14 protein-coding genes are annotated in these 15,102 nt (G+C 42.7%); 5 read left to right on the plus strand and 9 right to left on the minus strand.

Going from position 1 to position 15,102, the window contains the following annotated elements:
* Nucleotides 1–192 precede the first annotated feature (192 nt).
* Genes AC1DQW_RS09295 through AC1DQW_RS09310 form a run of 4 tightly spaced genes read left to right on the plus strand, consistent with a single transcriptional unit; the run spans nucleotide 193 to nucleotide 4,833 of the window.
* Nucleotides 193–840, plus strand: coding sequence for a TetR/AcrR family transcriptional regulator (locus AC1DQW_RS09295; protein ID WP_477453828.1), 648 nt, complete (start codon nucleotides 193–195; stop codon nucleotides 838–840).
* Nucleotides 824–2,197 (plus strand): TolC family protein, encoded by a 1,374-nt coding sequence (locus AC1DQW_RS09300; protein WP_477453829.1) that lies wholly within the window; start codon nucleotides 824–826, stop codon nucleotides 2,195–2,197. The genes AC1DQW_RS09295 and AC1DQW_RS09300 overlap by 17 nt, the downstream gene beginning before the upstream one ends.
* A 19-nt stretch (nucleotides 2,198–2,216) precedes the next feature.
* A complete protein-coding gene (locus tag AC1DQW_RS09305) occupies nucleotides 2,217–3,278 on the plus strand; it encodes an HlyD family secretion protein (RefSeq protein ID WP_477453830.1) in 1,062 nt (353 codons plus the stop codon).
* A 4-nt stretch (nucleotides 3,279–3,282) separates the two neighbouring features.
* Nucleotides 3,283–4,833: a DHA2 family efflux MFS transporter permease subunit gene (locus tag AC1DQW_RS09310; protein ID WP_477453831.1), complete on the plus strand. Its 1,551-nt coding sequence runs from the start codon at nucleotides 3,283–3,285 to the stop codon at nucleotides 4,831–4,833.
* Nucleotides 4,834–5,095: 262 nt separating this feature from the next.
* Here AC1DQW_RS09310 and AC1DQW_RS09315 read toward each other — a convergent pair whose 3' ends face one another.
* The 9 genes from AC1DQW_RS09315 to rsmA form a co-directional block, all read right to left on the minus strand.
* Nucleotides 5,096–5,680: a carboxymuconolactone decarboxylase family protein gene (locus AC1DQW_RS09315; RefSeq protein WP_477415752.1), complete on the minus strand. Its 585-nt coding sequence runs from the start codon at nucleotides 5,678–5,680 to the stop codon at nucleotides 5,096–5,098.
* 414 nt (nucleotides 5,681–6,094) lie between these two features.
* Nucleotides 6,095–6,640, minus strand: a complete 546-nt coding sequence (locus AC1DQW_RS09320; RefSeq protein WP_477401062.1) for a peroxiredoxin — start codon at nucleotides 6,638–6,640, stop codon at nucleotides 6,095–6,097.
* 189 nt (nucleotides 6,641–6,829) lie between these two features.
* A complete protein-coding gene (locus AC1DQW_RS09325; RefSeq protein WP_477453832.1) occupies nucleotides 6,830–8,452 on the minus strand; it encodes an NADP-dependent glyceraldehyde-3-phosphate dehydrogenase in 1,623 nt (540 codons plus the stop codon).
* Between the two features lie 96 nt (nucleotides 8,453–8,548).
* Nucleotides 8,549–8,827: an Atu4866 domain-containing protein gene (locus tag AC1DQW_RS09330; protein WP_477401066.1), complete on the minus strand. Its 279-nt coding sequence runs from the start codon at nucleotides 8,825–8,827 to the stop codon at nucleotides 8,549–8,551.
* Nucleotides 8,794–9,633, minus strand: coding sequence for an oxidoreductase (locus AC1DQW_RS09335; protein ID WP_477453833.1), 840 nt, complete (start codon nucleotides 9,631–9,633; stop codon nucleotides 8,794–8,796). Before AC1DQW_RS09335 ends, AC1DQW_RS09330 begins: the two co-directional genes overlap by 34 nt.
* A gap of 136 nt (nucleotides 9,634–9,769) precedes the next feature.
* Entirely contained in the window at nucleotides 9,770–10,606 is an 837-nt protein-coding gene (locus tag AC1DQW_RS09340; protein WP_477453834.1) for an SDR family NAD(P)-dependent oxidoreductase, read from the minus strand.
* Nucleotides 10,607–10,688: 82 nt separating this feature from the next.
* Nucleotides 10,689–11,588, minus strand: a complete 900-nt coding sequence (locus tag AC1DQW_RS09345) for a helix-turn-helix domain-containing protein (protein ID WP_477453835.1) — start codon at nucleotides 11,586–11,588, stop codon at nucleotides 10,689–10,691.
* Between the two features lie 173 nt (nucleotides 11,589–11,761).
* Nucleotides 11,762–12,511 carry a carboxypeptidase-like regulatory domain-containing protein gene (locus AC1DQW_RS09350; RefSeq protein WP_477453836.1) on the minus strand — a complete coding sequence of 250 codons (750 nt, stop codon included), beginning with the start codon at nucleotides 12,509–12,511 and terminating at the stop codon, nucleotides 11,762–11,764.
* A 284-nt stretch (nucleotides 12,512–12,795) separates the two neighbouring features.
* Nucleotides 12,796–13,575 carry a 16S rRNA (adenine(1518)-N(6)/adenine(1519)-N(6))-dimethyltransferase RsmA gene (gene rsmA / locus AC1DQW_RS09355; RefSeq protein WP_477453837.1) on the minus strand — a complete coding sequence of 260 codons (780 nt, stop codon included), beginning with the start codon at nucleotides 13,573–13,575 and terminating at the stop codon, nucleotides 12,796–12,798.
* A gap of 413 nt (nucleotides 13,576–13,988) precedes the next feature.
* Between rsmA and pdxA the strand changes: the two genes are divergently transcribed.
* The gene (gene pdxA / locus AC1DQW_RS09360) at nucleotides 13,989–15,044 is read left to right on the plus strand and encodes a 4-hydroxythreonine-4-phosphate dehydrogenase PdxA (protein WP_477402739.1); all 1,056 of its coding nucleotides are present in this window, start codon (nucleotides 13,989–13,991) and stop codon (nucleotides 15,042–15,044) included.
* Nucleotides 15,045–15,102: the final 58 nt, after the last annotated feature.

Below are 15,102 nucleotides of genomic sequence, written 5' to 3' on the forward strand. Positions count from 1 at the left end.
ATATGTTTCACTTAACCTGAATTGTAAAGAATTATAACAGTTTATGCAATAATTATCAAACTAAATCCAGAAAAATAAAACCACTCAAAACAATTTTGTCATTCAACAGTAATGATTAATCAAACGATTAGTTTTTAGTGTCGATCATCCTTGATTAATCAATCGTTTGATTAATTTTGTACCGTTAAAACAATGGACAAAGATAAAATAGACAAAAAAGACCACATCCTTGACGTCGCCGAACGCGTGTTTGCCGACTATGGGTTTGATGGCGCCTCCACCAGGGTGATCTCGGGTGAGGCCGGCGTAAATATGGCCATGCTCAATTATTACTTCGGATCGAAAGAAGGGCTCTTCCTGGCAATTTTTGAGCGGAAAATTTCTTCATTCCGTACGCTGCTGCAAAATATCGGTAATGACGACAGCATGTCGGCCTGGAGTAAGCTCGATAAATGTATTGACAATTATGTAGAGCGCATTATCGTGAATAACTGTTTTCAAAAGCTCATCAGCCGCGAAATATCGATGAACAAACGCTGGGAGCTCACCGATAAGATCATCGATATATTGATGGTAAATGTTGTTGAGATCAGGAAGATAATTGAAGAGGGCGTTAATAATGGCAGCTTTTATAAGGACATTGATGTTCCGATGGTGATAGCAACCATATTCGGCACTAAAAACTATGTAATCAATATGCCGCAATTATCGTCCCTGATATTAGGCCATGATGTTCGCGATGAAAAATTTATGGAAGAAGATCTGAAACCCAGGATCAAAACATACATGAAAAGACTTTTAAAAGCTTATTTAGTTAATGAAAATGACAACTCGAAATAATAAAACCGACCACCTTAAGCTGTTAATAAATACAGTTCGCGTGTTTTGGAGGTATGGTACTGCCCTTGCAGTATCTGGTTTGCTGTTTGCAGGAACAGCAACTGCCCAGGATCGCACAATTACCTTAGACGAGGCCATTAAACTTGGCCTTGATAACAGTAAGGTTTTAAAGCTTTCCCAATCAAAAATTGACCAGGCTGTATCTGAATACAACCAGGCCAAAGACCAGGCGCTGCCAACCGGTAAAGTAAGCTATGGTTATAACCATGCCGAAATTCCTGCAAACAGGCTTGCACTTGGCGAAAGCAGCTTTAATTTACCAAACAGGGCCGATGCTTATTTAGGTACACTATCATTAAGCCAGGCTATTTTTGCAGGTGGTAAACTTAAATATGCCCGCCAATCAACCGAACTGCTTACCCAGGTTGCCCGTTTGGATGTAAATAATGATAAGGATCAGATAACTTACGATATTATTAACTCCTACTATAACCTTTACAAGGTACTGCAAAGCAAAAAGGTAGTAATACAAAACTTATCAACCATTGATGCACAGATCAAGCAATCGCAAAGGTTTTTTGAACAGGGCCTGGTTACCAAAAATGACGTGTTGCGTTTTCAGCTGCAACGCTCAAATGTTGAGTTGAATGGTATCGACCTGGAAACTAACCGTAGGATCATCAATTACAACCTGGATGTTTTGTTGGGATTACCAGAAGGCACACAGCTAAACATTGATCAGATAACCGAAGCCGACAGGCAGGTGGCGCCTTTGAGTAACTACCTTGATTCGGCATATGCAAGCCGGGCTGAGTTACAGCAGGCCGATTTGCGTACCAAGGTTGCAGAAACCGAGATCAAAAACATAAAGGCCAATACTTTACCAACCCTGGCAGCATCGGGCAGTGCTTATTATGTTGATGTAAGTGCCAACCCAATTCCAAAGAGCGGTAAGTTTATTACCCCCCTATCTGTAGGCTTAACACTTTCATGGAACTTTGGTAATTTATGGACCAACAAAAACAAGGTTACCGAAGCCCATATCCAGCGCGAGCAGGTAGTTATCAATAAAAGTATCACTGTTGACCGCATTAAGGACGAGGTGAACCAAAATTACCAGAACTGGACCATGGCACTTGATAAGATAAAACTTTTACAGACATCCATTGAGCAGGCGGGCGAGAACAACAAGATCCTCGATTCGAAATATAAAAGCAATATCGCATCAGCTACAGACCGGGCCGATGCCGAAACATTGCTTTACCAGGCCCAGATCAACCTGGAGTTAGCTAAAGCCGATGCAGGCCTTGCTTACTATACTTTATTAAAATCAACAGGAAAAATCAACAACAAATAATACTAAACCACATAATACAATGGCACAGGCACAAGAAACACAGGAACAGGAACCAAAAAAGAAACCCAATAAAGTTATCCCTATCATTTTAGGTTTACTATTGGTTTTCGGTATCATTTTCGGGATCAAAGAATATATATACTACGGCAAACACATCGATACCGATGATGCCCAGATTGACGGCGACATCAGCCCCGTAGTGGCCCGCGTAGGCGGCTACGTTGATTCGATATTTTTTGAAGACAACATACACGTAACCGCTGGTCAAACATTGGTTAAAATAGACGACCATGATTATCGGGTTAAATTAGAGCAGGCACAGGCTGCACAGGTTGGTGCAAGTGCAGGCATTAATGTTAACCAATCGCAGATCTATGCTACACAGGCAAATTCGGCAAGTGCAAGGGCAACAGTTGAATCAAATGCTGCCCGTTTAGATAAAGTGCAAAAGGATTACGCACGTTATGCAAACCTTATAAAAGACGGATCTGTAACCCAACAACAGTTTGACCAGGCTAAAGCCGATCTTGACGTGGCTAAAGCAAACCTCAGGGCTTCACAGGATCAGTATAAAGCAGCGGTTGAACAAATTGGTACCACACGCAGCCAGTTAAAAGTTACCAATACAGGTGTTAGCCAAAAGCAGGTTGATATTGATTACGCCAAACTGCAGTTAAGCTATACCACTGTTAAAGCGCCATCAAGCGGCCTTGCCGCTAAAAAAAGCGTTCAGTTGGGTCAGCTGGTACAAGCCGGGCAAACATTGTTCAGCATAGTAAACGATAACAGCTTGTATATAACTGCCAATTTTAAAGAAACCCAGCTTACCGACATGAAAAACGGTCAAAAAGTTGAGGTTGAAGTTGATGCCTACCCTGATTTGAAGGTAGAAGGCGAAGTTTATAACTTCTCTCCGGCTACAGGCGCTAAATTTTCATTGCTGCCGCCAGATAATGCTACCGGTAACTTTGTAAAAGTAGTACAACGCGTACCCGTTAAAATTAAAATAACCGCCGAAAAGGCAACTATGGATAAATTACGCCCAGGTATGAGTGTAAGTGTTTCTGTAATTAAAGGATAATAAAATGGCTGAAACAGGCTTTAAAAAATGGATCATCACAATTACAGTGATCACAGCTTCGCTACTGGAGCTTATTGATACTACTATTGTGAATGTTTCCTTGCCCAAAATACAGGGTAACCTGGGTGCAACCCTCGAGGATGTGGCCTGGGTGGTTACCGGGTATGCAGTGGCAAATGTAATTATACTCCCCATGTCGGGTTGGCTGGGCAGTAAATTCGGACGGAAAAATTACTTCATTACATCAATAATTGTATTTACCATAGCATCGTTTTTATGCGGTAATGCAACCAGCCTTAACGAGCTTGTACTATTTCGTATTCTGCAGGGTTTAGCGGGTGGTGGTTTAATATCCACATCGCAGGCTATTTTGATTGAAACCTGGCCCCGTGAACAAATTGGCACTGCTACAGCCCTGTTTGGTTTAGGAGCGGTAGTTGGCCCAACTGTAGGCCCCACTATTGGAGGCTATATTACAGAGCACATGAACTGGCGCTGGATATTTTATGTAAATATACCTGTGGGTGCAATGGCAGCTTTTTTAGCCTATACCTATGTTAGGGAAACACCAAAGGAGGCAAAGGGAAAACCGATAGACTGGTGGGGAATTGCCTTGCTGGCGGTGGCCGTGGGCAGCTTACAAACCATTTTGGAAAAAGGCGAATCGGAAGATTGGTTTGCCACACCTTATATAACCGTGTTAACCATATCCGCTATTTTAGGCTTAATACTTTTTATCTGGCGCGAAATGAGTATCGATTACCCAATTGTTAACTTTGCCATATTGCGACACCGTAGCTTTGCAGTAGGTATGTTTACCTCGTTCATTCTGGGTTTCGGGCTGTACGGCTCAGTGTTTGTGTTCCCGATATTTTGCCAAAATTTATTAGGATTTGACGCGCAGCAAACCGGCGAGATTTTATTTCCCGGCGGGTTGTGTACCATTGTAATGATGCCCTTTATTGGTAAAATGCTCAATAAAGGTATCCCGGCCCAGTTTATGGCTACCGCGGGTATGTTCCTGTTCTTTGTGTTTACCACTATGCTCAGCAACTCTACCCTGGTCATGGGCCCCCATAATTTCTTTTTACCACTAATGGTAAGGGGCGTAGGTATGGCTTTGTTATTTGTACCCTTAACAACGCTGGCCATTGCCGATTTGAAGGGCGCGGAAGTGGGGCAGGGAACAGGTTTAAACAACATGATGCGCCAACTGGGCGGATCATTTGGTATAGCTACGCTAACTACCATTATACACATACGCCAGGGTGTGCATCGTAATAACCTGTTAACAAATATTACGGCAACCAACCCGGCGTTGGTTGAGCGGCTCAACAACTCGATGCATTCATTTATGGCCAAAGGCCACTCTATGATAGATGCTACCCGCATGGCCTATGGCGCTATTGAAGGCGCCCTAACCAAACAGGTATTGTTGTTAACCTATGATGATGCTTACTGGATCTCGGGTTTGGTGATGTTGTTTTCTATCCCGCTGCTTTACCTGCAGCCCTTCAAAAAATCTAATGTTAAAATGCCGGTCGATGCGCATTAAAACGATAAAAGCCGTTCCACTATTACCTGGAACGGCTTTCCCCAAAAAAAATTAACAATTAAAATTTAATAACTCTCCCCGAGCTACATTTTGATTTCAATAAAAATTTAGTGTAGTTGAGGTTTGTTTAATCTTAGGCATAAATTTAGAAGTTTTTAATTAACAAACGCAAATTTAATTGATTAATAAACTGTTATTTATGAAAAAGACATGAAATTTCTGCATCTCATGTCTTTTTTGTTGTTAATATTTGTTAAACTGCTTAAAAAATAACTTTACCGGTAGCTGTTACCAGTGATGCAATACGTACGGCATCAAAAATACGTTCCTCGGTTGTAGCCATTTTTATAAGTGAATCTTCATGGGCATTCACGCACATTTCGCAGCCGTTCACGGCTGATACAGCAAGGCTCATGAGCTCAAAAAATTCTTTGCCGGTTACGGGTTTCATCATCAGCTGCATGCGGATACGGGCAGGGATCTGCGTGTATTTTTCCTTTTGGGTAAAATGCCTGAACCTGTAGAATATATTGTTTGATGCCAGCAATGATGCACAACCTGCGGCTTCACCAATTTCTGCAGCTGTAGCTTCCTGCTCTTCGGCGTATTTGGTAAAATAAGTGGTAAGTGGTGTATTATTGTTGTTCACAGCAATGCTTAAACCTAATAATGCACATTCCTTAGCCGTTAAATGGGCTGATGTAAGCGTACTGGTAAAGTTAAGCTTCAAATCGCGCAGGTAGCGCGATTCGCCTTTTTCTAAAAGCGTAAGGCTTGTGGTACGGTAATCTTTATCTAATCCAACACTTTGCAGTATTTCCTGGATCACTTCGGTACTTTCGTTCATTTTTTTATTATTTGTGCTTAAAGCAGAAAGCCGAGGGCTTAAAGCTTAAAAAGCGGTTATCATTGTATTTCTATTTGGGTTAACCCTCACCGTCATTGCTTTGCGCCTTATAATGGCATGATTGTAAGTTGCTGATTATCAACGTGCATTTTTACAAGCAAACCTCTCACCCGTCATTGCGAGGTACGAAGCAATCCCCAACTTACAGAGTAACTGTGCAAATCTGATCTGTATTTCGGGGATTGCTTCGTCGTACCTCCTCGCAATGACGATCACGAGGAGGCAATGGCAGTCTATTTTTGACGGTCTATTTCAAGCTTTCGGCTTTATGCCTTAAGCTTTTAGCTTACTATCGGCTTATAAAAAAGCCCCGCACAATAATTAACTGTACGGGGACATATGTTATAGGGGGAATTAAACGGTAAGTGTTTCCTGTCCTTTTTCCCAATTACATGGGCAAAGCTCGTCGGTTTGTAAGCCATCAAGTACACGTAAAACTTCTTTAACGTTACGGCCTACACTAAGGTCGTTAACAGATACCCAACGGATGATTCCGGTAGGATCGATGATGAAAGTTGCACGGTAGGCGATCTTTTCGTTTGGCTCCAATATACCAAGGTCTTCGGCTAATGATTTTGAAGTATCGGCCAACATCGGGAATTTAAGGTCGCGCAGATCATCATGATCGCGTCTCCAGGCAGCATGAACAAATTCAGAATCTGTAGAAGCGCCAATTAAACGGGTTTCGCGGTCGCGGAACTCACCATAGTTTTTGTTGAACTCAGCAATTTCAGTAGGGCAAACAAAAGTAAAATCCTTTGGCCACCAGAACATTACTGTCCAAACATTATCGTCATTCACAAGATACTCAGAAGTAAGTGTTTCAAACTCTTTTCCTTTTTCAATACTTATTACGGCTGTTTTAGAAAATTGAGGGAATTTTTGTCCTATCGTTAACATAAGTGCTCTTTTTTTATTGTTTATGCAAATATACTGATTTAAAAGACAGGCTTTCATACTAAAAATCTATATGATATAGATTTTATTGATATAAATAAAAAGTATTATTTAAATTAGCTATTTGGTGGGTTTGTACAAAAAAGGTGGCACATTTACATATGCCACCTTATAGTATGTAACAAAGCCCGGTTAGAGTATAAACTTCGTACTCAGGAAATTTGATTCGTTGCCGTTTACAATTTCGTTGATGATCTGCTTATTAGTCTCTGTCATTTTTGTGGTAACAAGTGAGCGGATAGAGAATGATCTTAAGGCGTCATGTACCGAAAGTGTGCCCTCGGCGCTATCCTTACGCCCGGTGAAGGGGAATACATCGGGCCCGCGCTGGCATTGGCTGTTGATATTTACCCGGCTTACCAGGTTCACAAACGGATCTATCAGCGAAGCGATCTCTTTGGCATCGTTACTAAAAATACTCACCTGCATGCCATGCGGCGAATCTATCTGGTAGTCAATTGGTTCCTCAATAGAATCAAACGGAACTACGGGAATAACCGGGCCAAACTGTTCTTCGCGGTACAGCTTCATTTTCTCGTTAACCGGGTACACAATGGCCGGGTAAAAAAATGAAGCTACAGTTTCACCGCCGTTTTCGTTGATGATACTGGCGCCGTTGGCAATGGCATCTTCAACAATATCGGTAAGGTAAGCAGGTTTATGAGGCTCGGGCAGGGGAGTAAGCTTTACATCTTTATCCCAGGGTAAACCAAATTTTAGTTTGGCTATTGCCTCGCTCAATAATTTTAAAAACTCATCGGCAACTTCCTTTTGTACAAATATCATTTTAATGGCCGTGCAACGTTGCCCGTTGAATGATAACGCACCTAAAATACATTCACTTACAGCAAGCGGCAGATCGGCATTTTTTGTAACTATGGCGGCGTTTTTGGCATCCAAGCTCAAAACCGCGCGTAAACGATTTATTTTAGGGTGACGTTTTTTAAGATCATTAGCCACTTTGCTCGATCCGATAAAAGCCAGCACATTTACCTTGCCGGATGCCATCAAGCCCGGTGTAACAACCGCTCCCCGGCCATAAATGGTATTCACTACTCCTTTTGGAAAAGACTCCTGGAAGGCCTTTAGCAATGGGTAATGCAACAATGTACCATGCTTGGGTGGTTTAAATAATATAGTATTGCCCATGATCAAAGCGGGGATCAGGGTGGTAAAAGTTTCGTTGAGCGGGTAGTTAAACGGGCCCATACAAAGCACTACACCTAATGGCGAGCGGCGAATCTGGGCTACCAGTCCCTCGGCCATTTCAAAGCGGGATGACTGGCGGTCGATATCTTTTAATGCATCTATGGTGGCGTTGATGTATTCGATAGTACGGTCGAACTCCTTTGCCGAATCGCCGTATGATTTGCCTATCTCCCACATCAGTAGTTTCACAACCAGGCTGCGTTGCTCGCTCATTTTATAAATAAAATGTTCCATGCATTTAATGCGGTCGGCAATGCTCATGGTTGGCCATTCACCGCGACCGCTATCATAAGCGGCCAAAGCGGCATCTAATGATTCAAAAGCTTCCTTTTCGGTACAAACCGGGTAGGTTCCTATCAACTTGCGGGTAAAGCCATCCGCAGAAAGAAAGCCAACGGGCGAGTAAACTTCGCTTACTTCGCCGTGCCACGGCTTCATTTTACCATTGCTTAAATATTCGCGCTGGTGTACTTCTGTTATCCGAAATTCGGGAGGAATTTGGTCTTCTGCTACAAATATTGAACTGAGCTGGTCGTTAAAACTCATATTTTTCAGGGATTAGATTTTCTTAAAGATAAAAAAAGCCTGCTTTAATAAGCAAGCTTTTTTATAAAGAATATGAATTATTGCCATTTTTGCAATTCAGGCGCTCTCTTTATATAGTACCATACCGGCATGGTAAAAAGCTCCGTCTTTAAAATCCCCATTGGCAGTAAAACCGGTATCGTCCAGGTATTCAACGTGTTTACCCAAAATGTTATAATAGCCGGTGTAGGCACTTTTTTTATTTCCGCGGGCCTCGTTATAGCGGCCGTTTGGTAAAAACTCATGGCGTATATAACCGTCTTTGGTTACCCAAACGCCTATATGCTCATTGTTTTTCATTGTTAAAAGCCAGTTGATGTTGTTAATTCTTTCCATGTTTCAAGGTCGTTTTGTAACGACGTTATTTTTTGGTTAGCCAGCTGGTATGCATCGGCCCCTAAAAATAAATTCAGCGGCGGATTTGGGTCTGATACTATTTTTATCATTGCCGCCGCGGCTTTTTCGGGGTCGCCTGCCTGTTGCTGGTCCATTTGGTTTTGGTGCAGGTTTTGCGAATCGCGGATACTTTGGTATTCAGCTATAGGATTTTTTGGGGTAACTAATGATCCTTGTGAAAGGAAGTTGGTGCGGAAATAGCCCGGCTCAACTATGGTCACCTTTATGCCGAATGGTTTTACTTCTGCATCCAAAGCTTCAGAAAAACCATTGACCGCGAATTTGGTAGCACAATATATTCCGAAACCGGGAAAACCCCCAACCAAGCCTCCTATTGAAGAAATATTGATAATATGCCCGGATTGCTGACCGCGCAGATAAGGTAATGCCTTACGGATAACGTTTAAAGCCCCAAATACATTTACTTCGAAATTGTCGCGTGCTTCCTGGTCGGTTGCTTCTTCAAGGCCTCCAAGCATACCATAGCCCGCGTTATTAACTACCACATCAATTTTGCCAAAGGTGCTGATGGTTTTTTCGATAGCTTCCTGTACGCTTTCTTCGCTTTTGATGTTTACGGCAAGCGGTAAAAAATGATCGTTGTTAACACCAACAGCATTTTCAAGATCGCTTATATTTCTTGATGTTGCAGCTACTTTATAGCCTTCATTTAATAACCTTTTTGTTAGGGTAAGGCCCAATCCTTTTGAGGCCCCGGTTACGAACCATATTTTTTGATTTTCCATTTCTTTGTATATTTTTTGATTTCACCGATTTCAAGGGTGATTTCACTGATTACTAAAGTTGTGATTGATTTTTAATTATTGTGCTTAACCTTATCTTTAATGTTTCCATCTGGGTATATTTTTGGTAGATGTTTTATCATTGAAAATCAGTTGCGCAGGTAATATCTTCCCATTGGTGAATCTCTTTATACAAACCATCAAGCTTGGTTAATGCCCTGTTGAAGGCATCGCCACCTAATAACAGGTAAAGCGGTGGATTTTCTTCATATGCTACGTTAATAATAGAGGTAGCGGCCTTTTCGGGGTCACCGGCCTGTTCGCCGTTCATGCTTCGGTATTTACAGTGCGATAATCTTACATCTTCATAATCGGCAATGGGGTTATCAGTAATAGTTAACGAGCCAGGATCAAGGAAATTAGTACGGAACGCGCCGGGAGCAACCACCGTAACTTTGATACCCAATGCTTTAACATCGCCGGCCAAAACTTCTGACAGGCCGATTACCGCATGCTTAGCCGCCGCGTAAACCGCCCAGCCAATGCCGCCGGTAATACCAGCGATGGATGCTATATTAATGATATGCCCCGAACGTTGTTTGCGCAGGTAAGGCATTACAAACCTGATTACGTTAAGCGTAGCAAACACATTTACATCAAAGGCCTGGCGGGCTTCTTTATCGGTAACCTCTTCAATAGCACCACCAATACCATAGCCGGCATTGTTGATAACCACATCTATCCGGCCAAATGTTTCATAGGTATGCTGCAGGGCCAGTGATACACTGCTCTCGTTAACAAGATCGACCTGCAGGGGTAAAAAGTTATTGCTGTTTGAGCCAACTGCTTTGGTTAGCTCCTGTTGATTTCTGGAGGTGGCGGCAACAAGCTGACCAGCTTCCAGTAATTGTTTTACTAAACTGAGCCCAAATCCCTTTGAAGCGCCAGTGATAAACCATACTTTGTTGTTGTCCATATTATTGTTTGTTTTGATATAACAAAGATAATATGGCAGCCAGGGCGAAGCATTACGCTAATCAAACCAATGGTTACAAAATTCAAACATTTCTGAACGAGGAGGGGGTAAGCCGGGTGTTTTTTTTGAAAAAGTTGTTGAAATGGGTAGGCTCCTCAAAGCCCAGGCAGTAGCCAATCTCGGATATATTCCAGTCGGTGTGCCTTAGCAGGGATTTGGCTTCGCTTAGCAGGCGGTCGGCAATGTGGTCGGTGGTGGTTTTGCCGGTTGTTTCGCGGATGGCGCGGTTGAGGTGGTTTACATGGACCGACAGCCGCTGCGCAAAATCATTGGCAGACCGCAGTGCAAATCGCTGGGAAGGCGTTTCTATCGGGAATTGCCGCTCCAGTAATTCGGTAAAAACAGATGTGATCCTTGATTTGGCATCGGCGTGCTTGTATACGTTTTCTGATGGCTGGGTTTTAAGGGCGTAGTAGCAAAGCTCGGTAACGTAATTGCGGATCAGATCATATTTAAAGGGATAATCGGAGTTGATCTCCTCGGTCATCTTTAAAAACAAACCGGTTACATATTCGCTTTGGGTGGCATCTAAAGCGTAAACCGGTTTGGCGCCCAGGCCAAACATAGGTAGTTCGCTTAAGCCGCCCCTGAACCGATCAGCAAAAAACGACTCGGTGAATATGCAAAAGAAACCCGTGCGATCATTACTCATGTGCTCAAACGTATAAGGCACATGCGGACTAAAAAACATCAGCGAAGTGCCCGAAAGGTTGAGGCTTTTATCGGCATAGTGAATAATATTTTCACCATGCATCAGGCTGATTTTGTAAAAGCTTCTGCGGCTATAGGTAACCGGTTTGGCATTGGGGCCAATACAATCCTCAATCCTGAAAACATTAAAATGACCCATGTTTTGCTGCAGGTTATCGGGCAGCCAATCAAACTTATGCCTGTAAAAATCTTCAAGTGTTTCGGTGGTCATACTCAAAATTACAAAATTCAAACCGCATGTCAAGTAGTAATGCCATTTTTACATTAATATTGCAGTACTTTTATTTTAGTTTAATGCACTTTTATCAACTTTTAGGTAACTTTTAATCAATTTTATAAAGCCGGTCGCCAATGGCAATAAAACGGGGTATTTAATGGTAAAACTTAAAATTCTACCTCGCGGACCGAATCCGGGTGGGGTTTCCTGAATTTTACCAGGCACTTTTTGATATAAGTGAAAATATCGTAATCGCTCATCTTTTTCACCTGGCCTATACCGGGGCGGTACATGTTAATAAAGCTATACAGCGAATCGGCCTGCAGGCTGGTAAGCTGGGCTACCCTTTCGTCGCTGAAGCGGCTATCGATATACTTTGCCTGCTCATCTCTTATCAATACCTGCTTAAATTTATAGGCCCTGCTGTGTTTGTAGGTGAGGGCAGTTATCAGCGGGCTTAAACTAATGGTAACACCCGCTATAGGTATAGGCCCCGAACCTATGGAGGGCCTGATGATATCTTTGAGCTTTGGCGGCGCACTATTAAAATCTTTAGCAAACTCCTTCCGGTTATTGATAGAGTCCTTCACCCTGTTGCGCCGGGCGCTTATGTTTACCTGGTTAAGTTCGATAGTAGCCTGTTCGAGTTGCACAACCACATCTTTGATTTTTGTTGCATCAACAGGCAGGGTGTACAACTTATAGCCCTGCATCTTTACTTTAAGGGTATCCGTCGGTTTTGATATATTGATGCTAAACCCGCCTGCCATATCGCTGATGGCGCTTGAGTTTGTTGATGTTACCCATGCCCCGCTGATGCGTTGCCCGGTAGCTTTATCGGTTACGATGCCGCTTATTTTTTGCCCGTATGAGCAAAGGCAGATACATATACAAGGTATAATAAGCAGGTACCGCATATTTGTAACGATTGGTTTAGTGATCAGTACATTACAAATGTAACCGGCAGGAAGGTTTGATGGATAGGGTTTAACATCTTTTAACGAAAGGGAGGTACTTATAACCAGGAAGTGTTTTGGCTAAAGCCACCTTGAAGCTCTGTTTACCCGTCCCATAAATGGGACGGCAATGAAATCGGTTTTGCCGTTTGATGCATTTACTATTCATTGCCGTCGGCTTCAGCCAACGGAGATTATAATCAGTAACAGATTCTGGCTTTAGCCAAAACCGGTTACTCTCAGCGCTACCTTGCCGCCATTACCGCATTGGTCAGCTTCACAAAATCATCCACGCTCAAACGCTCTGCCCTTAAGTCGAGGGTGGTGTTATCGGTCATTTTTTCTTTGTTGATGAGGGACGATATGGCGTTGCGCAGGGTTTTGCGGCGCTGGTTAAAACCGGCTTTTACTATCTGCCAAAATAATTTCTCGTCGCAGTCCAGGTTTTCGGCATCGTTACGGGTAAGGCGGATAACTGCCGAGAGCACTTTTGGCGGTGGGTTAAATACACCGGCCTTTACCGTGAACAGATACTCAACCTTATAATAAGCCTGCAAAAACACGCTCAGGATGCCGTACTCCTTGCTGCCCGGTTTGGCCGCGCAGCGTTCGGCAACTTCTTTCTGAAACATGCCAACTATTTCAATTACCTGCCGGCGGTTATCAAGCACTTTAAACAGTATCTGCGACGATATGTTGTAAGGGAAATTACCGATGATGGCCAGCGGACCATCAACCACGGTTTTAAAATCCATCTCCAAAAAATCGGCATTGATGAGGCGGGTGCCCAGCTGCGGGTATTTCTTTTTAAGGTAGTGAAACGATTCTTCATCAATATCAATCAGCGATACCTCATACTCCGGTTTCTGCAATAAAAAATCCGACAGGATCCCCATACCCGGGCCAACTTCGAGCACATGGTTGTACCGGCCTTCGGGTTTAAGGCTGTCGACAATTTTAGCTGCTATATTTTTATCAGTAAGAAAGTGTTGCCCTAAATGTTTTTTTGCCCTTACCAATGTCATTATTAATCAAATATTTGAGCAAATAACGTCATATTTGTGCTTTAATCAGGAACAAATCTTTTATTTGCAAGGAGAAATGGCAGATTTGAGATATGAGATGTGAGATTTGAGACTAGGAATTTGATGTTTAACAGGGTAAAAATCATGGTTTAGCCAGATTGCGTTAGGGATTGAAGTGGATACCGGCCCGGTGGCTAAGGCCACGAGCAGTATGAACGTAAAGCCCGCCCGCAGGGAACGCCCCGGAAAGCATCAGGAAGATATTTGGATAGAACAATAAGTACAAAAGAATAAAATAAGCCTGAACGTAATTTCGGGTAACCCAATATAAATTCAATCACTAATTTTGATCAGCGAAATCACCAGGAGAATCGGTGAAATCACAAAAAATCGGTGAAATCATAAATAAAGAAATGAGCGATAAAATAAAAGTAGGTATCAGCATAGGCGATGTGAATGGCATAGGTTTAGAGATTATTATAAAAACCCTGGCCGATAGTAAAATTTATGATTATTGTACGCCCATTGTTTATGGCCATACCAAAGTAGCATCATTCCACCGTCGTGCTACCAATGTTAGCGAGCTTAATTTTCATGTTATAAATGATCCTTCGCAGGCACAGCCTAAAAAACCCAACATGATTAATTGCTGGGAAGAGGATGTAAAGATTGAGCCGGGTGTAGTATCAGAAGCGGGTGGCAAGTACGCTTTTAAATCACTTGAGCGTGCCGCCTATGATTTAAAGGAGGGCTATATTGATGCCCTGGTTACAGCGCCTATCAATAAGGATAATATCCAGAGCGATCAGTTTAATTTCCCCGGCCATACAGAATACTTGCAGCAAAAGGATGGCGCGGCCGAATCATTAATGTTTTTGGTGAGCGATACCCTGCGCGTTGGTGTGGTTACGGGACATATCCCGATTTCAAAAGTATCTGAAAGCATTACTGCCGATAAAATTGTGGCCAAGCTAAAGCTGATGAACCACAGTTTGCAAAATGATTTCTGGATTCGTAAACCCAAAATAGCAGTGCTGGGCTTAAACCCGCATGCCAGCGATAACGGCCTTATTGGTAACGAAGAGAAAGATACCATTATCCCGGCCATTGAAGAAGCACGTAATAATGATATACTGGCTTTTGGCCCGTACTCGGCCGATGGCTTTTTTGCCAACGGGACATATTTGCAGTTTGATGCTGTATTGGCTATGTATCACGACCAGGGTTTGATCCCTTTTAAACAGATAGCATTTGAAACCGGCGTTAACTTTACCGCGGGATTAAACTTTGTACGCACCTCGCCAGATCATGGCACCGCGTATGATATTGCCGGCAAAAACCTGGCATCAGAGATCTCATTCCGCGAGGCGCTATTTACTGCTATCCACATTGTAAAACACCGGAAGGAAACACTGGAACTGAACGAAAACCCACTTGTATTTGCCAAGTTAAGCCGCGATAGGGACTAAAAAAACGGGCGGGTAACTATAATGTTTCAATTTAATTGCCGTTAAGTTAAAACATTTG

It is taken from the genome of Mucilaginibacter sp. P5_A4 (assembly GCF_056400605.1).